The organism is Citrobacter sp. CK202 (genome assembly GCF_030333225.1).
GTDB classification, from domain to species: Bacteria; Pseudomonadota; Gammaproteobacteria; order Enterobacterales; family Enterobacteriaceae; genus Citrobacter_B; species Citrobacter_B koseri.
Genome location: NZ_JAOWGI010000016.1, coordinates 52,721 through 78,131, shown reverse-complemented (window position 1 = coordinate 78,131; position 25,411 = coordinate 52,721). Strand labels below are relative to the sequence as shown.

24 protein-coding genes and 1 pseudogene are annotated in these 25,411 nt (G+C 54.6%); 7 read left to right on the top strand and 18 right to left on the bottom strand.

All coding sequences use genetic code 11. The features are described 5' to 3' along the window. Positions 1–3 precede the first annotated feature (3 nt). On the top strand, positions 4–1,173 hold the full coding sequence (gene fadA, locus OGX84_RS02655) for an acetyl-CoA C-acyltransferase FadA (protein WP_012131190.1): 1,170 nt from the start codon (positions 4–6) through the stop codon (positions 1,171–1,173). 156 nt (positions 1,174–1,329) lie between these two features. Here fadA and fre read toward each other — a convergent pair whose 3' ends face one another. After that, complete coding sequence (gene fre, locus OGX84_RS02650; RefSeq protein ID WP_012131188.1) at positions 1,330–2,031, bottom strand: NAD(P)H-flavin reductase; 702 nt, start codon at positions 2,029–2,031, stop codon at positions 1,330–1,332. 41 nt (positions 2,032–2,072) lie between these two features. Continuing rightward, positions 2,073–3,557 carry a 4-hydroxy-3-polyprenylbenzoate decarboxylase gene (gene ubiD, locus OGX84_RS02645; RefSeq protein ID WP_012131187.1) on the bottom strand — a complete coding sequence of 495 codons (1,485 nt, stop codon included), beginning with the start codon at positions 3,555–3,557 and terminating at the stop codon, positions 2,073–2,075. Positions 3,558–3,800: 243 nt separating this feature from the next. Between ubiD and rfaH the strand changes: the two genes are divergently transcribed. Then, complete coding sequence (gene rfaH / locus OGX84_RS02640; RefSeq protein ID WP_012131186.1) at positions 3,801–4,289, top strand: transcription/translation regulatory transformer protein RfaH; 489 nt, start codon at positions 3,801–3,803, stop codon at positions 4,287–4,289. Positions 4,290–4,296: 7 nt separating this feature from the next. Here the strand turns inward: rfaH and tatD are convergent, their stop codons facing one another. The 9 genes from tatD to udp all read right to left on the bottom strand — a co-directional run bounded on the left by tatD (position 4,297) and on the right by udp (position 12,229). Next, positions 4,297–5,079, bottom strand: a complete 783-nt coding sequence (gene tatD, locus OGX84_RS02635; protein ID WP_112002530.1) for a 3'-5' ssDNA/RNA exonuclease TatD — start codon at positions 5,077–5,079, stop codon at positions 4,297–4,299. 41 nt (positions 5,080–5,120) lie between these two features. Further along, a complete protein-coding gene (gene tatC, locus OGX84_RS02630) occupies positions 5,121–5,900 on the bottom strand; it encodes a Sec-independent protein translocase subunit TatC (RefSeq protein ID WP_012131184.1) in 780 nt (259 codons plus the stop codon). A gap of 2 nt (positions 5,901–5,902) precedes the next feature. Beyond that, the gene (gene tatB, locus OGX84_RS02625) at positions 5,903–6,451 is read right to left on the bottom strand and encodes a Sec-independent protein translocase protein TatB (protein WP_112002531.1); all 549 of its coding nucleotides are present in this window, start codon (positions 6,449–6,451) and stop codon (positions 5,903–5,905) included. A gap of 3 nt (positions 6,452–6,454) precedes the next feature. Next, positions 6,455–6,721 (bottom strand): Sec-independent protein translocase subunit TatA, encoded by a 267-nt coding sequence (gene tatA, locus OGX84_RS02620; RefSeq protein WP_012131182.1) that lies wholly within the window; start codon positions 6,719–6,721, stop codon positions 6,455–6,457. Positions 6,722–6,794: 73 nt separating this feature from the next. After that, positions 6,795–8,435 carry a ubiquinone biosynthesis regulatory protein kinase UbiB gene (ubiB, locus tag OGX84_RS02615; protein ID WP_012131181.1) on the bottom strand — a complete coding sequence of 547 codons (1,641 nt, stop codon included), beginning with the start codon at positions 8,433–8,435 and terminating at the stop codon, positions 6,795–6,797. Continuing rightward, positions 8,432–9,037: a ubiquinone biosynthesis protein UbiJ gene (gene ubiJ, locus OGX84_RS02610; RefSeq protein WP_012131180.1), complete on the bottom strand. Its 606-nt coding sequence runs from the start codon at positions 9,035–9,037 to the stop codon at positions 8,432–8,434. The genes ubiB and ubiJ overlap by 4 nt, the downstream gene beginning before the upstream one ends. Before the next feature lie 13 nt (positions 9,038–9,050). After that, entirely contained in the window at positions 9,051–9,806 is a 756-nt protein-coding gene (ubiE, locus tag OGX84_RS02605) for a bifunctional demethylmenaquinone methyltransferase/2-methoxy-6-polyprenyl-1,4-benzoquinol methylase UbiE (protein ID WP_012131179.1), read from the bottom strand. A gap of 94 nt (positions 9,807–9,900) precedes the next feature. Then, positions 9,901–11,328, bottom strand: coding sequence for a DNA recombination protein RmuC (gene rmuC / locus OGX84_RS02600; protein WP_024130102.1), 1,428 nt, complete (start codon positions 11,326–11,328; stop codon positions 9,901–9,903). 139 nt (positions 11,329–11,467) lie between these two features. Beyond that, a complete protein-coding gene (udp, locus tag OGX84_RS02595; RefSeq protein WP_104867955.1) occupies positions 11,468–12,229 on the bottom strand; it encodes a uridine phosphorylase in 762 nt (253 codons plus the stop codon). A 258-nt stretch (positions 12,230–12,487) separates the two neighbouring features. On the opposite strand from udp, the gene OGX84_RS02590 reads away from it, so the two are divergent. Continuing rightward, positions 12,488–13,297, top strand: coding sequence for a dienelactone hydrolase family protein (locus OGX84_RS02590; RefSeq protein ID WP_049009834.1), 810 nt, complete (start codon positions 12,488–12,490; stop codon positions 13,295–13,297). Positions 13,298–13,393: 96 nt separating this feature from the next. Here OGX84_RS02590 and metE read toward each other — a convergent pair whose 3' ends face one another. Beyond that, a complete protein-coding gene (metE, locus tag OGX84_RS02585; RefSeq protein ID WP_112002532.1) occupies positions 13,394–15,655 on the bottom strand; it encodes a 5-methyltetrahydropteroyltriglutamate--homocysteine S-methyltransferase in 2,262 nt (753 codons plus the stop codon). Positions 15,656–15,903: 248 nt separating this feature from the next. On the opposite strand from metE, the gene metR reads away from it, so the two are divergent. Then, positions 15,904–16,857, top strand: coding sequence for an HTH-type transcriptional regulator MetR (gene metR, locus OGX84_RS02580; protein ID WP_071258139.1), 954 nt, complete (start codon positions 15,904–15,906; stop codon positions 16,855–16,857). On the opposite strand, the gene OGX84_RS02575 is transcribed toward metR, so the two are convergent. The 3 genes and pseudogenes from OGX84_RS02575 to pldB all read right to left on the bottom strand — a co-directional run. After that, a complete protein-coding gene (locus OGX84_RS02575; protein WP_012131171.1) occupies positions 16,745–17,644 on the bottom strand; it encodes a carboxylate/amino acid/amine transporter in 900 nt (299 codons plus the stop codon). The genes metR and OGX84_RS02575 overlap by 113 nt on opposite strands. A gap of 80 nt (positions 17,645–17,724) precedes the next feature. Further along, positions 17,725–18,525, bottom strand: a complete 801-nt coding sequence (yigL, locus tag OGX84_RS02570) for a sugar/pyridoxal phosphate phosphatase YigL (RefSeq protein WP_012131170.1) — start codon at positions 18,523–18,525, stop codon at positions 17,725–17,727. A gap of 46 nt (positions 18,526–18,571) precedes the next feature. Beyond that, positions 18,572–19,561 (bottom strand): annotated as a pseudogene (pldB, locus tag OGX84_RS02565) (lysophospholipase L2); the annotation flags it as partial. Positions 19,562–19,672: 111 nt separating this feature from the next. On the opposite strand from pldB, the gene rhtB reads away from it, so the two are divergent. After that, positions 19,673–20,293 (top strand): homoserine/homoserine lactone efflux protein, encoded by a 621-nt coding sequence (gene rhtB / locus OGX84_RS02560; RefSeq protein WP_104867958.1) that lies wholly within the window; start codon positions 19,673–19,675, stop codon positions 20,291–20,293. Positions 20,294–20,335: 42 nt separating this feature from the next. Here the strand turns inward: rhtB and rhtC are convergent, their stop codons facing one another. From rhtC to pldA, 3 genes are all read right to left on the bottom strand, one after another. Continuing rightward, the gene (rhtC, locus tag OGX84_RS02555) at positions 20,336–20,956 is read right to left on the bottom strand and encodes a threonine export protein RhtC (RefSeq protein ID WP_012131165.1); all 621 of its coding nucleotides are present in this window, start codon (positions 20,954–20,956) and stop codon (positions 20,336–20,338) included. 63 nt (positions 20,957–21,019) lie between these two features. Beyond that, positions 21,020–22,849, bottom strand: a complete 1,830-nt coding sequence (recQ, locus tag OGX84_RS02550) for an ATP-dependent DNA helicase RecQ (protein WP_049009841.1) — start codon at positions 22,847–22,849, stop codon at positions 21,020–21,022. Between the two features lie 90 nt (positions 22,850–22,939). Further along, positions 22,940–23,809: a phospholipase A gene (gene pldA / locus OGX84_RS02545; RefSeq protein WP_012131163.1), complete on the bottom strand. Its 870-nt coding sequence runs from the start codon at positions 23,807–23,809 to the stop codon at positions 22,940–22,942. A 165-nt stretch (positions 23,810–23,974) separates the two neighbouring features. Here pldA and yigI point away from each other — a divergent pair, with 165 nt between their 5' ends. Both yigI and rarD read left to right on the top strand, forming a co-directional pair. Next, positions 23,975–24,442: an acyl-CoA thioesterase YigI gene (gene yigI, locus OGX84_RS02540; protein WP_024130101.1), complete on the top strand. Its 468-nt coding sequence runs from the start codon at positions 23,975–23,977 to the stop codon at positions 24,440–24,442. A gap of 43 nt (positions 24,443–24,485) precedes the next feature. Further along, positions 24,486–25,379 (top strand): EamA family transporter RarD, encoded by an 894-nt coding sequence (rarD, locus tag OGX84_RS02535; protein ID WP_047459986.1) that lies wholly within the window; start codon positions 24,486–24,488, stop codon positions 25,377–25,379. Positions 25,380–25,411 lie beyond the last annotated feature (32 nt).

Below are 25,411 nucleotides of genomic sequence, written 5' to 3'. Positions count from 1 at the left end.
ACAATGGAACAGGTTGTCATTGTCGATGCAATTCGCACCCCGATGGGCCGTTCAAAGGGCGGCGCATTTCGTAACGTGCGGGCAGAAGATCTCTCCGCACACTTAATGCGCAGTCTGCTGGCGCGTAATCCCGCGCTGGAAGCAACCGCTATCGACGACATTTACTGGGGCTGCGTGCAACAAACGCTGGAGCAGGGTTTTAACATCGCCCGCAACGCCGCGCTACTGGCTGAAATCCCCCACTCCGTTCCGGCGGTCACCGTTAACCGTCTGTGTGGTTCCTCCATGCAGGCGCTGCACGATGCCGCACGGATGATCATGACCGGTGACGCGCAGACGTGCCTGATTGGCGGCGTGGAGCATATGGGCCATGTACCAATGAGTCATGGCGTCGATTTCCATCCCGGCCTGAGCCGCAACGTAGCCAAAGCCGCCGGGATGATGGGGCTGACGGCAGAAATGCTTTCCCGTATGCACGGCATCAGCCGTGAAATGCAGGATGCGTTTGCCGCACGTTCACACGCCCGCGCCTGGGCAGCCACGCAGTCCGGCGCGTTTAAAAACGAGATCATCCCGACCGGCGGTCATGACGCCGACGGCGTGCTGAAGCAGTTTAGCTACGACGAAGTCATCCGCCCGGAGACCACCGTCGAAGCGCTGTCGACTCTGCGCCCCGCGTTTGATCCGGTCAGCGGCACCGTGACCGCAGGCACTTCTTCCGCCCTCTCCGATGGCGCAGCCGCCATGCTGGTAATGAGCGAAAGCCGTGCGCGTGAACTGGGTCTGCAACCACGCGCCCGCATTCGTTCAATGGCGGTTGTCGGTTGCGATCCCTCGATTATGGGTTACGGCCCGGTTCCGGCGTCAAAACTGGCGCTGAAAAAAGCAGGGCTTGCCGCCAGCGATATTGATTTGTTTGAAATGAACGAAGCGTTCGCCGCGCAGATCCTGCCGTGTATAAAAGATCTGGGACTGATGGAGCAGATTGACGAGAAGATCAACCTCAACGGCGGCGCGATCGCACTGGGCCACCCGCTGGGTTGTTCCGGGGCGCGCATCAGCACCACGCTGTTGAATCTGATGGAGCGCAAAGACGCCCAGTTTGGCCTGGCGACGATGTGTATCGGATTAGGTCAGGGTATCGCGACAGTATTTGAGCGAGTTCAATCATAGAGCGTTATTTATTGCAGGCCGGGCAAGCGAAGCGCCCCCGGCGACCATGCCGGATGACGACGCTCAGGCGTCTTATCCGGCCTACAACGCAAATGCCACTCTATAACAATTTAGTTGCCGTTCTTCCCGCCTGTCAGGGGCGGGTTTTTTTATTGCTTAGATAAAGGCAAACGCATCGCCAAACAGGCGATCTTCCCGCGCGTTACGCTCATTGCAGAACAGGTCACGAGCGATTTTCGCCATCTCAAAACGACCGGCAATGTAGATGTCATGCCCCGCCAGCGTACCGTGATCCTGCAATACCGCAGTTAATACCGTGCCCGTGCGGCCACGCCAGCCTTCTTCCGGTTGCTCTACCACCGGCTCAACGCGCAGATTCGGGTGCTGAACCGAAAGCGCCTCCAGCTCAGCGAGATCGTAAAGATGCTTCTCTTCACGTCCGCCCCAGTAGATCGTCACGTCGCGATTCGGATTACGCGCAAGCGCCGTCAGCAAAATTGAACGGACATAGGAGAAACCCGTTCCCCCCGCAATCAGAATCAGCGGGCGCTCTTCATCATCACGCAGCCAGGCTTCGCCATGCGGAATATCGACGACAATTTCTCTGTCTTTCAGAATGCGATCCATCACCGCCATCGCATACAGATTAAGCTCCGAAGCGCCAATGTGCAGCTCAATGAATCCGTGCTCATCCGGCGTGGAGGCCATAGAGAACGGACGCTTATCCCGCTCATCCATTACGACCATCAGATACTGACCAGCGCGAAAGGAAAACGCCGCGTCTGGCACTAAACGAACGCGATATACGGTATCGGTGATAGCTTCTACCGAGGTCACTTTACAGCTTAAGGTTGTCATGCGCTCCCTCTGTCGGGTCTATAGGGCAAAACGATCGCGCCTCAGGCGCCTTTACCGTCGTTAAAGATGGCCAACTCATCCCAAATCGCGTCAATACGCGCAGTCACTTCAGGATCTTTCTTGATAGGACGCCCCCACTCACGTTGGGTTTCGCCCGGCCATTTGTTTGTGGCATCCAGTCCCATTTTTGAACCTAGCCCGGAGATCGGCGAGGCAAAATCCAGATAATCAATGGGGGTGTTTTCTACCAGCACCGTATCCCGCGCCGGGTCCATACGGGTGGTGATCGCCCAAATCACATCATTCCAGTCGCGTGCGTTGACGTCGTCATCGCAGACGATAACAAATTTGGTATACATAAACTGGCGTAAAAATGACCAAACACCCATCATGACGCGTTTCGCATGGCCCGCGTACTGCTTTTTCATCGTTACAACGGCCAGTCGATAAGAACACCCTTCCGGCGGAAGATAGAAATCAACAATTTCCGGGAACTGCTTTTGCAAAATCGGGACGAAGACTTCATTCAACGCCACACCGAGCACAGCAGGTTCATCAGGCGGTCGGCCGGTATAAGTCGAGTGATAAATGGCGTCTTCACGCTGCGTAATGTGCGTAACGGTGAAAACCGGGAAGTTATCCACTTCATTGTAATAACCGGTGTGGTCGCCATACGGCCCTTCCGCCGCCATTTCGCCCGGTTCAATATAACCTTCCAGGACGATTTCCGCACTTGCAGGTACTTCAAGATCGCTGGAGAGACATTTAACCACTTCCGTCTTTGTGCCACGCAGCAGCCCTGCAAACGCGTATTCCGACAGTGTATCCGGTACGGGAGTCACTGCGCCGAGAATGGTGGCCGGATCGGCGCCCAGCGCCACGGCAATCGGGAAACGCTCACCAGGATGCGCCGCGCACCACTCCTGGAAATCCAGCGCGCCGCCACGATGCGACAACCAACGCATGATCAACTTGTTTTTGCCGATCAGTTGCTGACGGTAGATCCCCAGATTTTGCCGCTCTTTGTGAGGGCCGCGCGTCACGGTCAGCCCCCAGGTAATAAGCGGCGCGGCATCTTCCGGCCAGCAGGTCATGATGGGAATACGCTGTAAATCAACGTCGTCGCCAGAGAACACTTTCTGCTGGCACGGCGCGCCGCGTAGCCGTTTGGTCGGCATGTTCAGCACTTGCTTAAACTGCGGCAGCTTATCAAACAGGTCGCGGAACCCTTTCGGCGGCTCCGGCTCTTTCAGAAACGCCAGCAGCTTGCCGACTTCGCGCAAAGCGGTGACATCTTCCTGGCCCATGCCCATTGCGACGCGTCTGGGCGTGCCAAACAGGTTGCACAGCACCGGCATCGCATAGCCTTTGGGATTTTCAAACAACAGAGCAGGCCCGCCCGCACGCAGCGTACGGTCAGCAATTTCAGTCATTTCCAGATGGGGATCTACCGCAAGCGTAATGCGTTTGAGTTCACCCTGCTGTTCCAGCAGCGTCAGGAAGTCGCGTAAGTCGTGATATTTCATGGCGTCAGTTGTGGCCTCTTTGTAAGCGCCTCATTATACGGCGTTCATCATCGTGATGCTGTATTTTTGTTAAATTAGCGTGAACTCTGACGGTACAGGGGAACCCAGGGGTTATCTACCCAATGAATTTCAGGTTGCGGCGAGGTAGCCAACAAAGAAGCAGCCTGAAATACAACGGGTATAATTAACTTAGCGCATGGCTTTTGTTATGCTTGCGCCCCGGACAAGCGGATAAGAGTTATTATGCAATCCTGGTATTTACTGTACTGCAAGCGTGGGCAACTTCAGCGTGCCCAGGAACACCTCGAAAGACAGGCGGTAAATTGCCTGACGCCGATGATCACGCTGGAAAAAATGGTGCGCGGCAAACGTACCGCCGTTAGCGAACCGCTCTTTCCTAACTATCTGTTTGTTGAATTCGACCCGGAAGTGATTCATACCACCACGATCAACGCCACGCGCGGCGTCAGCCACTTCGTGCGGTTTGGCGCGCACCCTGCCACCGTTCCGTCCAACGTGATTCATCAGCTTTCTGTCTACAAACCGGAAGGCGTTGTTGATCCCGAAACGCCCTACCCGGGAGACAGCGTGATTATCACTGAAGGCGCATTTGAAGGTCTGAAGGCGATTTTTACCGAACCGGATGGCGAAGCGCGCTCCATGCTGCTGCTTAACCTGCTGAATAAAGAGGTGAAGCAGAGCGTGAAAAACACCGCGTTTCGTAAAGTTTAAGCGCGCTTTAGAAGGCAATCCCAAACAGCGTTTTGACATTGGCATCCGTTGTGGCCGCCAGCCATTGCGGGTCTTCCCCGCGCCAGTGGGCAACGCGCGCAAGAATGTGCGCCAGATACGCCGGTTCGTTACGCCGCGAAGCCGGTTTAGGCGTGAGATCGCGCGGCAACAGGTAGGGGGCGTCGGTCTCAATCAACAGTTTTTCCGCAGGAATGAAGGGCAGCAACTCACGCAATTCAAGACCGCGACGTTCATCGCAGACCCAACCCGTGATACCGATATAAAGCCCTCTGTCTATGCACTCCTGCATCTCCTCACGCGTACCGGTAAAGCAATGCAACACCGCGCCCGGGAGTTTATCCAGCCACGGCTCAAGCAGCGCCAGAAAACGCGCATGCGCATCCCGACAATGCATAAAAACGGGCATTTGCAACTCAGCGGCAATGCGCAACTGCGCCTGGAATGCGCGTTCCTGTTCTTGCGGCGTGGAAAAATTACGATTGAAGTCCAGACCACATTCGCCAATCGCCACCACGTCCGGCTGGCTCGCCAGAGCGACGATCGCATCTTCAGTTTCTGATTGCCACTGGCTGCTGTCATGCGGATGTACGCCAGCCGTCGACCAGCAGCAGGCATAACGCTGCGCCAGTTTTTGCGCCTGCTGGCTTTCGTGCAGATTGGTTCCGGTCAGAAGCATACCCGACACCCCGGCAGCCAGCGTGCGCGTCACCACGTCATCGCGATCTTTCGCAAATTGCGAACTGGTTAAATTAACGCCGATATCAAACATGCTTCCTCCCATATAACAACCGCCCTGACGGGCGGTTGCGTTTATTCTTCAGTTTTCCCGGCCTGCTCAGTCTCGGCCTCGTCATCTTCTTCTCGTGGACGTCGTTTACCGACATAGAAGCGAGAGAAGAACACGCCAACCTCAAACAGGCAGTACATCGGTATCGCCAGCAATGTTTGTGAGAATACATCTGGCGGCGTCAGCAGCATCCCCACGACAAACGCGCCAACCACGACGTAAGGACGCTTCTTACGCAAGTCCTCAGGGGTAGTTACCCCCATCCAGCAGAGCAGGACAATCGCGACGGGCACCTCGAAAGAGACGCCGAATGCCATAAATAACGCCATCACAAAGCTGAGGTAACTGGCGATATCGGTAGAAACCTGTACGCCCTGCGGCGCGGTATTGGCAAGGAAACCAAACGCGAGCGGGAAGACCACAAAGTAGGCGAACGCCATGCCGATATAGAACAACAGCGAGCTGGACACCAGCAGCGGCACGACAAGACGACGTTCATGCTTATACAGCGCAGGGGCAATAAACGCCCATACCTGGTACAAAATCACGGGCGCAGACAGGATCAGCGACACCATGAAAGTCAGTTTGATAGGGGTGAAAAACGGCGAGGCCACGTCGGTGGCGATCATCGTCGCACCCTGCGGCATCTGTTCGATCAGCGGCGCGGCAACCATGTGATAAATGTCATTGGCGAAATAGACCAACGCCAGAAAAATCACAATAACCGCAATAATGCAGTTCAACAGACGCTTACGCAGTTCAATCAGATGCGTAATAAGAGGTTGGGTATCATCTACAGCCATGTTTACGATTTATCACTCGACGAGGGGGAGGATTCGACAACAGTCGCGGCGGATTTCTTTTCTGCGTCCATCTCGTTTACGGAAGCGGCTTCCGTCTGTTCAGGCTGCCCGGCATTAGCCGTTTCCGGTGTTTGCTCAGGAGAATTGGCCTGGGTTTCAGCGGCGGCAGGTGTAACCCCTTCATGCTGCGCTTCGTTATCCTTCACCACCGGATTATGGATGGTATGCGCTTCATCGCTCGCTTTTTCAGGATCGTTGGCGCTGTAGGAACGCTTCATCGACTCCGCGGCCTGACGAAGTTCATCCATCGAGGCTTTCAGTTCTGGAGTCAGGTTCTGGAGGCTCGCTTTTTCGACCTTCTTCAGACTGTCCTGAAACTCCTGGAGCTTCAGCTCCTGGGTCAGTTCATTCTGCACCGTGGTCGCAAGGGATCGCAACGCGCGTACCCAGCCCGCTACCGTTTTTACCGCTACCGGCAATCGTTGAGGCCCCAGAACGATGAGGCCGATCACGAATACCAACAGCAGTTCGCTAAAACCGATGTCAAACACGAATTATACCTGCTCTTTATCGTGACTTTTGGCGTCTTCTTTCTTCGCTTCGCCTTGCGCTTCACCTTGCTTATCAGCGATAGATTTAGCGGTAAAATCAGCGTCCTGACTGGTTTTATCCTGCTTCGCATCATCATCGCTCATCGCTTTTTTGAAGCCTTTAATGGACGCGCCAAGATCGGAACCGATGGAGCCGAGCTTTTTGGTGCCAAATAGCAGTACAACGATGACGGCAATGATCAACAACTGCCAAATACTGATACCACCCATACGAGTTCCTCTGTGATAGATGATGAATTATTAAGGTCGCATTATACACGACTTGCCTTGAGCGATGAAAAAATCAGCGAGTTTTACGCCAGCCAATCAGCCAGGCGACCAGGCCTCCGGCCATTAACCAGCAAGGCATCAGCCCCCATTCCGGGCGGCTGACAAGCAGGAATGTCCCACTTAACAACAACGTCGCGCCAATGCCCAGTAAATAGCGGGATTGTCCCTGACGCACATGATTCTCCTGAAGCTCGCGCGCAATCTTATCAACACTGTGCTGTAAATATTTGCCCTGGCGCAAACTGTCATACACCAGTTCAGGTATTTCTGGCATTTTTTCGACCCAGAACGGCGCTTTTTCCTTAAGTGCTCTGGTGAGCGCAGGAATGCCAACCTGATCTTTAATCCAGGATTCAAGAAACGGCTTCGCCGTTTTCCACAGATCCAACTGTGGATAGAGCTGGCGTCCAACCCCTTCAACATACAGCAATGTCTTTTGTAACAATACCAGCTGTGGCTGGACTTCCATGTTAAATCGACGCGCCGTATTGAAAAGGTTTAATAAAACGTGACCAAACGAGATTTCCGCCAGCGGTTTTTCGAAAATAGGCTCGCACACGGTGCGGATAGCAAACTCAAACTCTTCAACATTGGTATCCGGTGGCACCCACCCTGAATCCACATGCAGTTCCGCTACTTTGCGGTAGTCACGGTTAAAAAACGCGATGAAATTCTCCGCCAGATAGCGTTTATCCTCTTTGTTCAGCGACCCCACAATGCCGCAATCAATCCCAATGTATTTCGGATTTTCAGGATGCTCATAGCTGACGAAGATATTGCCAGGGTGCATATCCGCATGGAAAAAACTGTCGCGGAACACCTGGGTAAAGAAGACCTGTACGCCACGCTCAGCCAGCAGCTTCATGTTGGTGCCGTTCTTTTCCAGCGTCGCCACATCCGAAACGGGAATGCCGTAAATCCGCTCCATGACCATCATGTCCTGACTACAGTAGTCGGAATAGACTTCGGGAACATACAGCATGGGGCTGTTTTCGAAATTACGCCGTAGCTGGATGGCGTTTGCCGATTCACGCAGCAAATTCAGCTCATCGATCAGCGTTTTTTCATACTCGCGAACGACTTCGGTCGGGCGAAGGCGTCGTCCATCCGGCAGCAGGCGCGGCACCCAACGGGCAAGACGGTAGATCAGTTTTAAATCGGCTTTAATAACCGGCAGAATATCCGGGCGGATAACCTTAATCACCACCTCTTTACCGTTCGACTTCAGCCGCGCGGTATGTACCTGGGCAATCGACGCAGAGGCTAATGGCTGGATGTCAAAGTCATCAAACCACTCTTCAACAGGCAGGCCACCCATTGCTTCTTCAATTTGTGCTTTCGCCAGCGCGCCATCAAAAGGGGCGACTTTATCCTGCAATAGCGCAAGCTGATCGGCAATCTGAGGCGGGAAAAGGTCACGACGGGTGGAAAGCATTTGACCAAATTTGATCCACACCGGCCCCAGCTCCTGCAAAGCCAGCCTTAATCGTTCACCCAGCGGTTTGTCTTTATGCCGGTTCGGCATCCAGAATAATGAGTAACGCCATAACCGAAGCGGCAGCGTGATACGCATTTTGGGGATCAGCTCATCAAGGCCGTAACTTAAAAAGGTGCGAATGATGAAATAAAGGCGCCGTACTTCACCTGGCGTCATTTGGCCTCCAGTTTTTCCAGCCGTTTAGTCAGCGCGTCTACTGCACGCTCAACGGCTGCCGTTTCTTCTGCAAACCATGCCACTTCCAGCGGCCCAGGCGCCATACGCCACTCTTCAGTCATCGCCTCAGCGATATAACGCTGCTGACGCTGAATGTTATGACGTAAAAACTTAGCGCCGCCACGCAGGACTTTGCTGATCCCTTCCGCCGCGATATCGCCGGTATAAGGCGCTAAAAGCTCTGCGGGATCGAATTCCGCCAGATCGGCCAGCGCCACAAAATTCTGTACCACCTGAATATCGCCCTGAACCTCCAGCTCGCCGCTGCGAATAAGCGCGGTAAGCCGCTGGCGATCGCGCAATTCAGGCAACACGCTGGCATGCGTGATAACCGTGCAATCAGCCTCGCCTTCCCATGCCCCCAGCACATCGACCTGGCGTTCACTGAACACCAATACGAGCGGCGTCGAAAATCCTTTGAGCTCTACACGCAGCACCTTGTCCTGCAAACGCGCTCTGGCGGATTTCAGCGCCGGTGAACGGTACAGAAAGGTATTGAGCAGATTTTCGATTCCTGCGGTCACGAAGGGTGTAAAAGGCATCCCTGGTCTCCTGTCAGAACTTATAGCCACGATGCAGCGCAACAACGCCCGCCGTCAGGTTGTAGTAATCGACGCTTTCAAACCCGGCGTCCTGCATCATCGCTTTTAAGGTGTCCTGATCCGGATGCATACGGATAGATTCCGCCAGATAGCGGTAACTGTCCGCATCATTCGCCACGACTGAGCCAATACGCGGCAAAATGTGGAATGAATATGCGTCATACGCTTTGCTCAGCGGCTCGATAATTGGTTTAGAAAACTCAAGCACCAGCAAACGCCCGCCCGGTTTCAGTACACGGTACATGGAGCGCAGCGCTTTCTCTTTTTCCGTCACATTACGCAGACCAAACGAAATGGTGATGCAATCGAATGTGTTATCCGGGAAAGGTAGCGCTTCGGCGTTGGCCTGCACGTACTTAACATTGCCAATCACGCCAATGTTACGTAGCTTCTCGCGGCCCATTTTGAGCATCGAGTCATTGATATCCGCCAGGATAACGTTGCCGGTTTCGCCAACCAGACGCGAGAATTTGGCTGTCAGGTCGCCTGTACCGCCCGCCAGGTCAAGAACAGTCTGACCACGACGTACGCCGCTACAGTCGATGGTGAAGCGCTTCCACAAGCGGTGAATGCCAAATGACATCAAGTCATTCATGACATCGTACTTTGACGCCACAGAATGAAAAACGTGGGCCACCATGTCAGCTTTCTGCTCTTTAGCGACGGTCTGAAAGCCAAAGTGCGTCGTTTCTTGTGAATCTTCCACCATCTCAGTGCCTGCTCATCAATAAAATGTTCGAGAAGTGTAACAGATTGGGCCAATTTGCCCTACCCTTCAACCGGGCTCCGCTACCCCGAAGGAACTAGTGCGATTGCTGATTTACCCGCTCATCGTCAGCACAAGGCGTATCCTGCTGATCTTCAGGAACCGCGCGTAAACGATACTCTTCATCCTGCGAGGTCGCACGTTCAACCAGATCTGGATTTATCTCGCGTTTGATTTCCACCCCCAGTTCACGAAAAGCCTCCGCCTGCGCCAGCACATTTCCACGCCCTGAGGAGAGTTTTTTCATGGCTTGCCGGTAGTTGTCCTGCGCTTTGTCCAGACTCTGGCCGATGGACGACATGTCATCGATAAATAAGCGCATCTTGTCGTAGAGTTTGCTGGCTCTGTCTGCGATGTGCTGCGCGTTGCGGCTTTGATGCTCATAGCGCCATAAGTTGGCAATCGTACGCAACGCCACCAGCAACGTCGTCGGGCTGACCAGCATAATATTATTTTTAAGCGCTTCGGTAATCAGTTCGGGCTGTCTGTCCAGCGCCAGTAAAAACGCAGGCTCGACAGGAATGAACATCAGCACATAGTCGAGCGTGCGTAACCCCGGCAACTGCTGGTAATCCTTGCGCCCCAGCAAGCGAATATGGTTACGTACTGACGCGATGTGCTCCTGCAACGCGCTTTCGCGCGTGTACTCATCTTCAGCGTTAAAATAGCGCTCATAGGCAACCAGCGTCATTTTGGCGTCGATGACGACATCCTTCCCTTGCGGCAGACGCACAATGACATCCGGCTGCATACGCGAGCGGGCGTCATTTTCAATACTCACCTGGGTTTCATACTCATAACCTTCACGCAGACCCGAGGCTTCAAGCACGCGCGTCAGCACCACTTCTCCCCAGTTACCCTGGGTTTTATTATCGCCTTTCAATGCGCGCGTCAGGTTCACCGCTTCCTGCGTCATCTGCGCATTCAGCTGTTGTAGATTGCGGATCTCATGCGCCAGGGTGTGGCGTTCACGCGCCTCCTGACCAAAGCTGTCCTGCACCTGGCGACGGAAGCCATCCAGCTGTTCGCGCAGCGGCGTTAACAGGCTATTCAGACTCTGGCGGTTTTGCTCATCAACCCGGCGGTTGCTCTGCTCGAAGATGCGGTTGGCAAGGTTCTCAAACTGCTCGCTTAAGCGCTGTTCGCTGTTGATCATCTGGCGGATTTTATCTTCCGCATGCAGCTGAGTGGCCTCCAGCCGCGTGGTGACTTCACGCAGATCCGCTTCCAGCGAGGTGTTGATGTCCCGCAGATTGCGCAGTTCGTTATTGAGCAGTTCACACTCTTCGCGCCAGTGTTCGCTTAGCGCGACCTGCTGTCTTGCAGCGCTGAGCGACGCCACAATCTCTTCACGCTCCGCCAGCTGTTCGGCCTTATGCTGCGCCTGTTGATAACTGGCGATCAGCCAGCCTACCCCCACACCTGCCAGCGCCAACACGGCATACAAAATGATTGTGATATCCACCACGCCCCCTGCATCAAGGAATTACCCGCACAAAATAGAATTGTGCTGTATAAACGTCCAGTTTGAAAGGGTTTTCCTGCGAGGCGCTACGCAAAAAGAAAAGGCCGAACGCGTCGGCCTTTCGTGGGGAAGGGAAGAATTACAGCAGACGACGCGCCGCTTCCACGACAATTTTCACCGCATGGCTTTCGGTCTGTTTCATCGTTTCCGCATTCGGGATCTCTTGCTGAGTGCGGTTAACGATGACGCCCGCCACCATACCGGCACGCAGACCCTGGCTCGCGCACATGGTCAGCAGCGTGGCGGATTCCATTTCGTAGTTCATGACGCCCATCGATTGCCACTCTTCCATAGAACCTTTGAAATGACGAACGACGCGGCCAGAGAAGGTGTCGTAACGTTCCTGACCCGGATAGAAGGTGTCAGAAGAGGCGGTAACGCCAACGTGAGTGGTCGCGCCCACGGATTTCGCCGCTTCAACCAGCGCAGTCGTACATTCAAAATCGGCGACGGCCGGGAACTCCATCGGCGCAAAGTGCAGGCTCGCTCCGTCCAGACGTACAGACGCGGTTGTGACCAGCACATCGCCCACGTTGATATGCGGCTGAATAGCGCCAGTGGTGCCGATACGCAGGAAAGTACGAATACCCAGTTGCGCCAGTTCCTCTACCGCAATAGAGGTGGACGGGCCGCCAATACCGGTAGAGCAGACGATGATAGCTTTACCATCCAGCTCAGCACGCCAGGTGGTGAATTCGCGATGAGATGCCAGCTTAACCGGCTTTTCCATCAGCGCGGCGATCTTTTCCACACGCTCCGGGTCGCCAGGGACGATAGCCAGCGTAGCCCCTTGTAAATCATTTTTGGTGAGGCCGAGATGAAAAACATCAGACTTGGACATAAAAACTCCTCTGTGAATCGGGTTTGTCAGAAGAAGCAAAAAGACACTTTACCGAAGAGCTAAAAATAGTTTCGTGACACTCATCACCATGAAGTAAATAAATTGCATTGAATTACCATGAAATAGTGAGTCACATCACATAAACATATCAATACCGCGCACCATTGCACAAAAGATAGCCTGTTTCAGGCAATGTGATTTGTTGCATGCTGTCTATATTTAACATTGCGCTATTTCCTTAAGGGTACGGAGAATACCATGACAACGACACAACAATCTGGCTTTGCACCTGCTGCTTCCCCCCTTGCTACCACAACGGTTCACACCCCGGATGACGCCATTATCGCAGGCGTAACATCCATTCCTACTCAGGGTGATGAGATGCCCGCCTGGCACGCGCGGCCAAAAGTGAACGATGGCGCGTTACCCGTTGTCATTGTGGTGCAGGAGATCTTTGGCGTTCATGAACATATTCGCGACGTTTGCCGCCGCCTGGCGCTGGAAGGGTATCTGGCTATCGCACCAGAACTCTATTTCCGCGAAGGCGATCCGAATGATTTTGCCGATATCCCAACGCTGTTAAGCGGTCTGGTGGCCAAAGTACCGGACTCTCAGGTACTGGCGGATCTGGACCACGTCGCCAGTTGGGCCTCCCGCAACGGCGGCGATGTGCATCGTCTGATGATAACCGGCTTTTGCTGGGGCGGGCGTATTACCTGGCTGTATGCTGCACACAATCCACAGTTAAAAGCCGCGGTAGCATGGTATGGAAAGCTGGTCGGGGACAAAACCCTGAACTCGCCCAGACACCCGGTGGATATCGCGACCGATCTGAACGCGCCGGTTCTGGGGCTGTATGGCGGGCAGGACACTGGCATTCCCGTGGATACCGTCGAAACCATGCGGCAGGCGCTGCGCGCAGCAAACGCCAAAGCGGAGATCGTCGTTTACCCGGATGCAGGACATGCTTTTAATGCGGATTATCGTCCGAGCTATCATGAAGAGTCGGCGAAAGATGGCTGGCAAAGAATGCTTGAGTGGTTTGCGCAGTACGGCGGGAAGAAATAAACGTTAATTGCCCGGTGGCGGCTACGCCTTACCGGGCCTACAACAGTTGCGATTTCCTGTAACCCGGGTAAGCGCTAGCGCTTCCCGAGCAGCGAATTATGCCTGACGCAGATTCTGCGCGGCTTTGACCATGTTCGCCAGCGCGGCGCGGGTTTCCGGCCAGCCGCGGGTTTTCAGGCCGCAGTCCGGGTTCACCCACAGACGTTCCGCCGGAATACGCTGAGCGGCTTTATTCAGCAGGGCTTCAATCCACTCGACGCTCGGTACGTTCGGCGAGTGAATGTCGTAGACGCCCGGCCCGATTTCGTTCGGGTATTCAAATTCTTCAAACGATTCCAGCAGCTCCATATCAGAACGCGACGTTTCAATGGTAATCACGTCCGCATCCAGCGCCGCGATAGAATCCATGATGTCATTGAACTCGCAGTAACACATGTGGGTATGGATCTGGGTATCATCCTTCGCCACCGCAGCGTTGATGCGGAAGGCTTCCACACCCCATTGCAGGTAAGCATCCCAGTCGCTGCGACGCAGCGGCAGCCCTTCACGCAGTGCCGGTTCATCAATCTGAATGATGCCGATTCCCGCCGCTTCCAGATCGGCAACCTCATCACGCAGCGCCAGCGCAATCTGTTTAGCGATGGTTTCACGGCTCACATCTTCACGCGGGAATGACCAGCAGAGGATCGTCACCGGGCCGGTCAGCATCCCTTTCACCGGTTTATCAGTCAGGGACTGCGCGTATTTCGCCCACTCCACGGTGATCGGTTCCGGGCGGCTGACATCGCCAATGACGACCGGCGGTTTCACGCAGCGGGAGCCATAGCTCTGCACCCAGCCATTCTGGGTGAAAACAAAACCATCCAGATGCTCACCGAAGTACTCCACCATGTCGTTACGCTCGGCTTCACCGTGTACCAGTACGTCTAAACCTAAACGCTCCTGCTCAACGATCGCCTGTTTGATGTGTTCAGCGATGCCGGTACGGTAGTGATTTGCATCAAGGTTGCCCTTTTTGAAGTCCAGACGCAGGCCGCGGATTTCCGTCGTCTGCGGGAATGAGCCGATCGTGGTGGTCGGCCATGACGGCAGGTTAAAACGGTTACGCTGCGCCTGGGCACGTTCGGCATAAGGGCTGGCACGCTGGCTGTCCTGGGCGGTAATCGCCGCCAGACGTTTCTCCACCGCCGCGTTGTGCACGCGGGTGGAGTGGCGACGAGCCTGAATCGGCGCGCTCCACGCTTCAAGTTTTACCGTGTCGCCGCTGTTCAGCGCATCGCGCAGCAGCGCCAGCTCACCGCATTTTTGCAGCGCGAAAGCAAACCAGCTTTTCACTTCCGCATCCAGACGGGTTTCGACGCTCAGGTCGATCGGGCTGTGCAGCAGAGAGCAGGACGAGGCCACCCACAGGTCGCGTTTGCCGACAATGTCCTTAATTTGCGCATATTTTTCCGTAAGATCGGCGCGCCAGACGTTGCGACCGTTAACCAGACCCGCAGACAGCAGCCAGTCAGACGGCAAACGCTTGTGCAGTTCGGCAACGTCATCTTTACCGTGTACCAGATCAACGTGCAGACCCTGCACCGGCAGCGCGGCGATGGTATCCAGATTCGGCGTAACGCCTTCAAAATAGGTCGTCAGCAGCAGCTTCACCTGGCCTTGCAGCGCATCATACGCAGGCTTGTAAGCATCCAGCCATTCCTGCGGCAGTTCCAGCACCAGCGCAGGTTCATCAATCTGTACCCATTCAACGCCGCGTTTCGCCAGCTCGGTCAGTACCTGTTTGTAGACCGGCAGAATGTCGTTCAGCAAGCTCAGACGGTCGAACGACTCACCTTTCACTTTACCCAGCCACAGGTAGGTTACCGGCCCCAACAGTACCGGTTTCACCTTGTGACCCAGCGCCAGCGCTTCGTCCACTTCATCCAGAAGCTGAGTCCAGGTCAGTTTAAACTGCTGGCCCTTCACAAACTCCGGCACCATATAGTGATAGTTGGTGTTAAACCATTTGGTCATTTCCGCCGCCGCAGCCGGTTCACCGGTCGGCGCGCGACCGCGGCCAATGCGGAACAGAGTGTCGATATCCACCGAGCCGTCGCTGTTCTGATGACGAGCCGGTACATTGCCCAGCAACAGGCTGGTGGTCAGAACATGGTCGTACCAGGCGAAATCGCCCACCGGCAGCAGGTCGATGCCCGCCTGCTTTTGTTGATCCCAGTGGCGCGCACGCAGTTCACGTCCGGTTGCCAGCAGGTCTTCACGGGTGGCGTTGCCCGCCCAGTAGCTCTCTTGCGCTTTTTTTAACTCACGACGCAGGCCAACGCGAGGAAAACCGAGGGTGTGATTGCGGATTGTCATGTTTATTCCTCTCTTATTTCATTGAATCTGAATAAAAAACTCTAAATAGTTCGGCTTGCAGGAAGGCGGCAACGATGCGCATCCCCAGGAGCTTACTGAAGTAAGTGACTGGGGTAAGCGAGGAAGCCAACGCATCTGCAAGTCGAAATATGACGAGTTTTAGACGTCCAGATGTTTACACATCTATAATTGGCAGGTACTGTATATTCCTCAAGCGCAATTTACTCATGCCGAAGTGAAGGACTTTCATGATCGAGATTAAACACCTGAAAACGCTCCAGGCGTTGCGGAATAGCGGTTCGCTGGCGGCTGCGGCGGCTACGCTGCACCAGACCCAATCCGCCTTGTCTCACCAGTTCAGCGATCTGGAACAGCGCCTTGGCTTCCGGTTATTTGTCCGTAAGAGTCAGCCGCTGCGTTTTACGCCACAGGGGGAAATTCTCCTGCAACTGGCAAACCAGGTACTGCCGCAGATTAGCCGCGCCCTACAGGCCTGTAACGAACCACAGCAGACCCGATTACGCATTGCGATTGAATGCCATAGCTGTATTCAGTGGCTGACCCCGGCGCTGGAAAACTTCCACGCCAGGTGGCCGCAGGTTGAGATGGATTTCAAATCCGGCGTGACGTTTGATCCCCAGCCCGCGCTGCAACAGGGGGAGCTGGATCTGGTGATGACATCAGACATCCTGCCGCGCAGCGGGCTGCACTATTCGCCGATGTTCGATTTTGAAGTACGACTGGTGCTGGCGCCCGATCATCCGCTGGCCAGTAAGGCGCAGATTACGCCGGAAGATTTAGCCAGCGAGACGCTGTTGATCTATCCGGTACAGCGCAGCCGACTGGATGTCTGGCGGCATTTCCTGCAACCCGCCGGCATCAGCCCGTCACTGAAAAACGTGGATAACACCCTACTGCTGATTCAGATGGTCGCCGCCAGAATGGGCATTGCCGCCCTGCCGCACTGGGTAGTGGAGAGTTTCGAACGCCAGGGGCTGGTCGTCACCAAAACCCTGGGCGACGGTTTATGGAGCCGCCTCTACGCTGCGGTGCGCGATGGCGAGCAGCGTCAGGCGGTGACTGAAGCGTTTATTCGCTCGGCGCGGAACCACGCATGCGACCATCTGCCGTTTGTACGGAGCGCGGAGCGACCCACTTCCGATGTACCCACAGGGAAGCCAGTATCACAAGCGCGCCTGTAATAAAACTCGGCCAGTGGGGCTGTTGATGCCAGATCGCCAGATTAACCAACAGTCCCGCAGGCACATGCATATTGTTCATGATGCCTAACGTACCGGCATCCACCTGGGTCGCGCCATAGTTCCACATGAAGTAGCCGATGCCCGACGCCGCCACGCCCAGGAAGATCAGAATGCTCCACTGTAGCGTCGTTTCCGGCATATTCTGCGCGTTCCCCAGCATAGACCAGGCGACAACGGCCACCAGAAACGCCCCAACGTAAAACCAGGCGAACGCGTTATGTTGCGGCATAGGCCGGGTTTCCATCAGACGCTTGTAGCCCACCATCCCGATGGCAAAACTGATATTGGAAAGCTGTACCAGCAGTAACCCCGTCCAGAAATGATCGGTAACCTGGTCGTAACGAATAATCCCAGCGCCGATGACCGCCAGCAACGCGCTGAAGGCATAACCCCAGCGCAGGCGACGCTTGCTCATCAAATCATAAATCAGCGTGATATAAAGCGGCGTGAGGACGGTAAACAGCAGCAGTTCGGAGACCGTCAGATAGAGATAGGCGCGGAAACTCAGCATATACATAATGCCAAGCTGCATCGCTCCCACCAGCATATACAGGCCAATGGTTTTTACGCTATGCCCACGGGTACGCAGAAACGGGAGAAACACCAGCGCTGCCAGCCCAACACGCACCAGCACTGCAAAATAGCTATCAACATGACCCGCGAGATACTCGCCGAACAGGCTAAAGGAGAAGGCCCACAGGATAGTGGTAATGATGAGTAGCGCCACAATGGATGTCTCTTTGAATAAGGGGCACCCATTGTAGCGGAGAGTTTAGTTGACAACTGGTCAACTAAAGAGCAATCGCATTACCGCAAAAAGAGCTTACGCAGATAATGCGGTACGGCATCGTCAGCATTGATGCCAATGATTTCCAGACCCGGATGCAGATCTTTCAGGCGCTGATGGGCATTGCCCATAATGCAGCCTTTCCCCGCCATCGAGAGCATTTCCGCGTCGTTCATACCATCGCCAAACGCAATGCAATCCTGCAATTTGTAACCCATCGCTTTCGAGACGGCTTCCAGCGCATGCCCTTTCGACACGCCTCCCGCCATCACTTCCAGACAGGTCAGCGTAGAGAAACTGACGTTCACGCGATCGCCCCAACGTGCGTTAATCGCCTGCTCCAGCGGCAGTAGTTTTTCATGCGCATCGCTGGTGAAGAACACTTTGCTGACCCCTTCGGGCTCCAGCATCGCAGGTTCGAACAGCGAATAGTGAAATACCGCTTCTTTGAAAAAACGCATTTCATCCGGGCGGTGGCGGTTCATAAACCACTCGTCATCGCGATAGACGTTAGTCACGATATCCGGGCTTGCATTCACTACGCCAAACAGATCGCTGGCGATGTCGCGGTCAAGGTTGTGGGTGAACACCAGGTTCCCGTCGGTGTCATGCACGCGCGCGCCGTTGGAGGTAATCATGTAAGACTTAATCTCAAGATTATCGCGGATTTGCCCCACATCGACGTGGTGGCGGCCAGTCGCGAACACAAAATTCACGCCACAGGCGGTCAATAATTTCAGCGTCTCTTTCGCGTAAGGGGACAACGTGTGATCGGGAGAGAGCAGCGTACCATCTAAATCAGACGCAACAACCTGATACATAAGAAAATTAAACCTCAAGGCAAAGCGGTTTCCGCTGGATGAATTAGTTATGCCTGTCGAAAAATTCGACAATGGCGTTAAGCGCGACTGAGCGCATTGCGTCCTTTTCAAAAAGGATCTCATGGTACGCGCCTTTTATGACAAGCGGTCGCTCTCCCTCCACGGGATGGCCCGCTGCGGCGCGGATTTCACAAAAACGGTCATGCGCGCGGTTATCCACCACACGCTCTTCTTCAGCCTGAACGAGTAGCACAGGGGTTGCGTCATCACCCGCCCCCGCCAGAGCCTGCTCACCGGCCAGAATACCTTCACGCACCCAGTGGTAAGTCGGCCCCCCGACGCGCAGCCGGGGTTCATCGGCATAGAAACGCAAATTGCGCCGATAGCGCTGCCGACTGTGCGTTAGCACATTCATACTAAAAGGCAGCGCTCGCCAGCGCCCGGTGCCAATGGCATACCCTTCACGGATTCGCTGATGCCCCTCGGCCCAGTCAAGAATGTGGCGCACCATCCACTCCGGTAAGCGCATCACGATACCAAACATCGGCGCGCAAAGCGCGATGGCATCACACTGGACGGCGTTGCGTTGCAGGAACAGCGTGGCAATAGCGCCCCCCATAGAGTGCGCCAGAATATAGCGTTTCCGCCACGGCCCCGATTGCACTTCCTGCTGCCAGAATGCGGTTAAGTCATCGACATAATCGTTAAAATTGACCACATGACCACGGTGCGTATCCGACAGCAAACGCCCGGAGCGCCCTTGCCCGCGGTGGTCGATGATGAGGACATCAAAACCAAGATGGAACAGGTCATACGCCAGTTCGGCATACTTTACGTAGCTTTCAATGCGACCTGGACAGATGACGATGACACGATCATTTTTCTTTGCGTGAAAGCGGACAAAGTGTACGGGAACGTCGTCCACGCCCGTGAATTCTGCTTCTTCCCGCTGACGCCAGAAATCTGTCAGTGGCCCCATAGAAAAAGCAGCGAACGCGTTTTCTCTCGTTTCCCAGTCCTTTTGCTGCTGAAACATCGGGTATCCAGCCTCGTTTACCAGGTAAAAATCGTTTTCTTTATGATGCCTGACACAATACAGCGACAGTAGGGTATTGTGGCATAAAAACAGACAATCAGGGAGTTCCTCATGACCTTCGAATGGTGGTTCGCTTATCTGCTGACATCCATTATTTTGAGCCTTTCTCCCGGCTCCGGCGCCATCAATACCATGACCACGGCAATCAGCCACGGCTATCGCGGCGCAACGGCGTCTATTGCGGGTTTACAGACCGGGCTTGGCATTCACATCGTACTGGTTGGCGTGGGCCTGGGGACGCTGTTTTCACGTTCCGTCGTCGCATTCGAAGTCCTGAAATGGGCGGGCGCCGCTTATCTGATCTGGCTGGGTATCCAGCAATGGCGTGCCGCAGGCGCTATCGATCTCAACACGCTGGCGCACACACAGTCCCGAAGCCGTCTGTTCAGGCGCGCGGTATTTGTAAACCTGACCAACCCAAAGAGCATTGTTTTCCTCGCCGCGCTATTTCCGCAGTTTATCAAGCCGCAGGAGCCGCAGCTGATGCAGTACGTCGTGCTCGGCATCACAACCATTGTCGTTGATATCATTGTGATGATCGGTTACGCGACGCTGGCGACACGTATCGCAGGCTGGATTAAAGGGCCGAAGCAAATGAAGGCGTTGAATAAGGTATTTGGTTCGCTGTTTATGCTGGTGGGTGCGCTGCTGGCGTCCGCAAGGCATGCCTGAGAAATTGCCGGATGGCGCTAACGCTTATCCGGCCTACGATAATTAACGCGAAATAATCAGGTGAATGCCGAAACCGGCAAACAACGCACCGGCAAAGCCGTCGATCCACTTCGCCAGACGCTGATAACCGCGACGCATTTTCGGTAGCGCGAACAGGCTGGCGACCACGGTAAACCAGGCCAGCGTTTCCACGATAATCAACGCGAAAATACCCCAGCGCGCGGCTACGCCGACGTTATCGCCAACGAACAGTGAAAAGACCGATCCGAAATAGATGATCGCTTTCGGGTTCGCCAGGTTCGTCAGCAAACCTTTCACAAAGCTACGACCGCTTTGCGCCAGTTCAATCTGCGGCGCAGGCGCGGCGACGTCCTGTTTTTTTAGCGCGCCACGCAACATCTGATAGCCCATCCAGCACAGGTACAAACCACCACCCACCATAATGATGGTATGCAGCCAGGCCATTTTCTCGATAATCAGATGCAGGCCGAGCAACGCAACGCCCGCCCAAACCATGACGCCGCAGGTAATACCCAGCACGCCCATCATCGCTTCCTTGCGTGAGCGGCTCACGGCGGTTTGAGAGACAAAGAAAAAGTCCGGTCCAGGACTCATTAACGCAACGATATGCACCATCGCTACGGTGAGAAATAGCATCAACATAAAAATGACTCGCGGGGGAATAGTTTACCGAGTCACCATCCTGGCACTTTTTTACCTGGCTGACTACTCTTCGTCGTCACCATCGACATGCGCGCGGATCAGCGCCATAAACTCTTTACCGAAACGCTCCAGCTTGCGCATGCCGACGCCGTTAACGCTCAGCATTTCACTCGGCGAAACCGGCATCTGTTCGGCCATTTCAATCAGCGTCGCATCGTTAAAGACGACATACGGCGGGATATTCTCTTCATCGGCAATGGCCTTACGCAATTTGCGCAGTTTGGCGAACAGTTTGCGATCGTAATTGCCGCCGAAAGATTTCTGCATCACTCGCGGCTTCAACGCGACGATACGCGGCACGGCAAGCTGCAACGGCACTTCGCCACGCAGCACCGGACGCGCCGCTTCGGTTAACTGCAACGCCGAATGTTGGGCAATATTCTGCGTAACCATACCCAGATGAATAAGCTGACGAATCACGCTGACCCAGTGCTCATGGCTCTGATCGCGACCAATGCCGTACACCGGCAATTTGTCATGAGCTAAATCGCGGATACGCTGATTGTTCGCGCCGCGCAATACTTCCACCACATAGCCCATACCAAAACGCTGATTAACGCGATAAATCGTCGACAGGGCTTTACGCGCATCCATCAGGCCGTCGTACTGTTTTGGCGGGTCGAGGCAAATATCGCAGTTGCCGCAGGGTTCCTGCCGCCCTTCGCCAAAGTAGTTCAGCAGCACCAGACGACGACAGGTCTGCGCTTCGGCAAACGCCCCCATCGCGTTCAGTTTATGCCGTTCAATATCCTGTAGCTGCCCGGCGGGTTTCTCCTCCAGACAGCGGCGCAGCCACGCCATATCAGCCGGATCGTAGAACAGCATCGCCTCTGCGGGCAGGCCGTCACGCCCGGCGCGGCCGGTTTCCTGATAGTAGGATTCAATGTTGCGGGGAATATCAAAATGCACCACAAAACGCACGTTAGGTTTGTTAATGCCCATACCAAATGCAACGGTCGCCACGACGATTTGCAGATCGTCGCGCTGGAACTTCTCCTGCACATCGGCGCGCACGTTATTTTCCAGACCGGCATGATACGCCGCCGCGCTGATGCCGCGACTTTGCAGACGTGCGGCGGTGTCCTCCACCTTCGCCCGGCTGTTACAGTAGATGATACCGGACTTGCCGCGCTGTTCCTGCACATAGCGCATCAGTTGATCGAGCGGCTTAAATTTCTCCATCAGCATGTAGCGGATGTTCGGACGGTCAAAGCTGCTGATCTGGATTAACGGATCGTTCAGCCCCAGCAGGCGAACAATATCCAGTCGGGTGGTGTCATCTGCGGTGGCGGTCAACGCCATAAACGGCAGGGAAGGAAAACGCTGGCGGAGCTGACCGAGCGCGGCGTATTCCGGGCGGAAGTCATGCCCCCACTGCGAGATACAGTGCGCTTCATCGACGGCCAGTAAGACCGGATTCCAGTGTGCCAGATGCTCAAGGAAGTTATCCAGCATCAGGCGCTCCGGCGCAATATACAGCAGGCGAACCAGCCCGGTTCGGCAACCGGCCATCACCTCATGCTGCTGTTCACGGCTCTGCGTCGAGTTCAGGCACGCCGCCGCCACGCCGTTTGCCAGCAACTGGTCGACCTGATCTTTCATCAGGGAGATAAGCGGCGAAACGACAACAGTAAGTCCGTTAAGCAGTAAGGCTGGAATCTGGTAACACAGGGATTTGCCGCCGCCGGTCGGCATGACGACCAGGCAATCACGACCCGAGACGACCGTCTCAATGATCTCTTCCTGGCCTGGGCGAAACTGTTGGTAGCCAAAGGTTTCCTGTAAAACCTGTTTAGCCCCCAATTCCAGATTCAACACTTCCGCCTGCGCCACATTAACCCCGTTTGCCTGAAATAAAAACAGGCGCTATTTTCAGCGCCTGCGAAAGAAACTGCAATGTTTTAAACACAATCATTGCGCAGATCAGAATATGTCATTCAGCATAACACCCACGCCGACACGCGTCTGATTAAAGTTATAGTCGATTAACGATTCGCCATAGCCACTGTATACCTGGGTATAGAGGCGCACATGTTTCGTCATCGGGTAACTTAACCCCACTTCTGCCCCGCCGTAACCGGTATTCCAGTTGTACTGGCCTTTAGCACTCAGCACCGCATCTCCCAGGTGATAGCCGATTTTAAGCTGATAGTAGCCCATATATTTAGTGATATCGGGGTTATCGCCGGTGCCGCCAACGACGTACCACGGTTTCACTTCCATCAGCCAGTTACCGTTTTGCGCCATCAGACGCGTATACAGGCGGTTCCAGCTCCGCGAAGTCGGATCGGAACGCCCGTTGGAGTTATGGTTATACCCCATCTCCACATCGCGCAGCGTCCAGCCTGCAAAGTGGTAATCCGTGGCAAAGCCGAGGAACAACTGCGGTTCGTAGTTAGTCTCACGAAACGGCGAGGACTCTTCGCTGTTGGACAACTGCCACCAGGATTTCTGCGTGTACGACGCCCCCAGCACCGAGTTTGGCCCAACAATCCCACGCCAGAACGGGAAGGCCAGGCTCAGCTGAAACTTCACTTCGTCTTTGCGCGCGTTTTCAGACCAGTTATAAGAGCTGATCGCTTCTTTGTTCAGATCGCTGGTATTGGTGTAGATCAGGTAGTTCGTATCATAAGGATAAAGCGTGAAGGGATTATCATGCACCTGCAACATGTTTGCGATAATACTGCCCTGTACCGCAGGCGCGTCATGAATTTCTTTCACTGTCGCTTCCTGCGCATATACAGCCAATGGCAGCATTGCTGCTGGTAATAACCAACCCAAAATCGCCCGCATCGGTCGTGTTCTCCTGAACGCAATAAGTGTTGAATGGTATAATTATCTGCCAGCCATTCTACATACTTACTTAATCCCTGTTTAGTTATCCTCTCTTAAAGTAGAAAACAACAAATAAGAAGCATAATATCAACATTTCATTAACCAACGGAGTGTCTGGATCGTATGTCTTCCGTACTTACCGCTGAGCAGGCCCTGAAACTGGTGGGCGAGATGTTTGTTTACCATATGCCTTTTAACCGGGCATTAGGACTGGAGCTGGAACGCTATGAAAAGGAGTTTGCCCAACTGGCCTTTAACAATCAGCCGATGATGGTAGGCAACTGGGCGCAAAGTATTTTACACGGCGGGGTGATCGCCTCCGCGCTGGACGTCGCCGCCGGACTGGTGTGCGTGGGCAGCACGCTGACCCGCCATGAGACCATCAGCGAAGACGAGCTACGCCAGCGCATGTCGCGTATGGGAACTATCGATCTGCGCGTTGACTACCTGCGCCCGGGCAGAGGCAACCGCTTCACCGCCACCAGCAGCCTGTTGCGCGCGGGCAATAAAGTCGCTGTGGCGCGTGTGGAACTGCACAACGAAGAACAGCTTTACATTGCCAGTGCGACCGCAACTTATATGGTGGGATAAAAACAGGTAAACTGTTGTTACATTTCTGATATGAGTTTTCCCGATGGATGCTAAGCAAACGCGGCAGGGCGTGTTACTCGCTCTTGCCGCCTATTTTATTTGGGGCATCGCACCCGCGTACTTCAAACTGATTTACTACGTGCCCGCAGACGAGATCCTGACGCACCGCGTGATCTGGTCATTTTTCTTTATGATCGCGCTGATGAGCATCAGCCGCCAGTGGTCTGGCGTTAAAACACTGCTGCAAACGCCGAAGAAAATTTTCATGCTGGCGCTGTCAGCCGTGCTGATCGGTGGAAACTGGCTGCTCTTTATCTGGGCGGTCAATAACCACCATATGCTGGAAGCCAGCCTCGGGTATTTTATTAACCCGCTGGTTAACATTCTGCTGGGAATGCTGTTCCTCGGCGAGCGCTTCCGTCGTATGCAGTGGCTGGCGGTGATTCTGGCGGCCTGCGGCGTACTGGTGCAGCTCTGGACCTTCGGCTCTCTGCCGGTCATCGCACTGGGGCTGGCGTTTAGCTTTGCGTTTTACGGCCTGGTACGTAAGAAGATTGCGGTTGAAGCACAAACGGGGATGCTGATCGAAACGCTGTGGCTATTGCCGGTCGCCGCGATTTATCTGTTTGGCATCGCGGATAGCCCAACCAGCCATATGGGGCAGAATCCGCTGTCGCTGAATCTGTTGCTGATTGCGGCAGGTATCGTCACCACGGTGCCGCTGCTGTGCTTTACCGGGGCGGCGACGCGCCTGCGCCTCTCCACGCTGGGTTTTTTCCAGTACATTGGCCCAACCTTGATGTTCCTGCTGGCCGTGACGTTCTATGGAGAAATACCGGGCGCCGATAAGATGGTGACGTTCGCCTTTATTTGGGTGGCGCTGGCGATTTTTGTGATGGATGCGATTTATACACAAAGACGCAAAGTTCGAGGATAAAAGCGTGCCGGTGGCGCGTCGCTTATCCGGCC

Bases quoted from the DNA above. Each gene is read 5' to 3' on its own strand.
- udp (WP_104867955.1), bottom strand. From the start codon at position 12,229: ATGTCCAAGTCTGATGTTTTTCATCTCGGCCTCACCAAAAATGATTTA.
- metR (WP_071258139.1), top strand. From the start codon at position 15,904: ATGATCGAGATTAAACACCTGAAAACGCTCCAGGCGTTGCGGAATAGC.
- ubiB (WP_012131181.1), bottom strand. From the start codon at position 8,435: ATGACGCCAGGTGAAGTACGGCGCCTTTATTTCATCATTCGCACCTTT.
- rhtC (WP_012131165.1), bottom strand. From the start codon at position 20,956: ATGTTGATGCTATTTCTCACCGTAGCGATGGTGCATATCGTTGCGTTA.
- metE (WP_112002532.1), bottom strand. From the start codon at position 15,655: ATGACAATCCGCAATCACACCCTCGGTTTTCCTCGCGTTGGCCTGCGT.
- ubiD (WP_012131187.1), bottom strand. From the start codon at position 3,557: ATGAAATATCACGACTTACGCGACTTCCTGACGCTGCTGGAACAGCAG.
- yigI (WP_024130101.1), top strand. From the start codon at position 23,975: ATGTCTTCCGTACTTACCGCTGAGCAGGCCCTGAAACTGGTGGGCGAG.
- OGX84_RS02590 (WP_049009834.1), top strand. From the start codon at position 12,488: ATGACAACGACACAACAATCTGGCTTTGCACCTGCTGCTTCCCCCCTT.
- tatD (WP_112002530.1), bottom strand. From the start codon at position 5,079: ATGTTTGATATCGGCGTTAATTTAACCAGTTCGCAATTTGCGAAAGAT.
- fre (WP_012131188.1), bottom strand. From the start codon at position 2,031: ATGACAACCTTAAGCTGTAAAGTGACCTCGGTAGAAGCTATCACCGAT.
- fadA (WP_012131190.1), top strand. From the start codon at position 4: ATGGAACAGGTTGTCATTGTCGATGCAATTCGCACCCCGATGGGCCGT.
- tatA (WP_012131182.1), bottom strand. From the start codon at position 6,721: ATGGGTGGTATCAGTATTTGGCAGTTGTTGATCATTGCCGTCATCGTT.
- rarD (WP_047459986.1), top strand. From the start codon at position 24,486: ATGGATGCTAAGCAAACGCGGCAGGGCGTGTTACTCGCTCTTGCCGCC.
- ubiE (WP_012131179.1), bottom strand. From the start codon at position 9,806: ATGGTGGAAGATTCACAAGAAACGACGCACTTTGGCTTTCAGACCGTC.
- pldA (WP_012131163.1), bottom strand. From the start codon at position 23,809: ATGCGGGCGATTTTGGGTTGGTTATTACCAGCAGCAATGCTGCCATTG.
- yigL (WP_012131170.1), bottom strand. From the start codon at position 18,525: ATGTATCAGGTTGTTGCGTCTGATTTAGATGGTACGCTGCTCTCTCCC.
- rhtB (WP_104867958.1), top strand. From the start codon at position 19,673: ATGACCTTCGAATGGTGGTTCGCTTATCTGCTGACATCCATTATTTTG.
- rfaH (WP_012131186.1), top strand. From the start codon at position 3,801: ATGCAATCCTGGTATTTACTGTACTGCAAGCGTGGGCAACTTCAGCGT.
- tatC (WP_012131184.1), bottom strand. From the start codon at position 5,900: ATGGCTGTAGATGATACCCAACCTCTTATTACGCATCTGATTGAACTG.
- ubiJ (WP_012131180.1), bottom strand. From the start codon at position 9,037: ATGCCTTTTACACCCTTCGTGACCGCAGGAATCGAAAATCTGCTCAAT.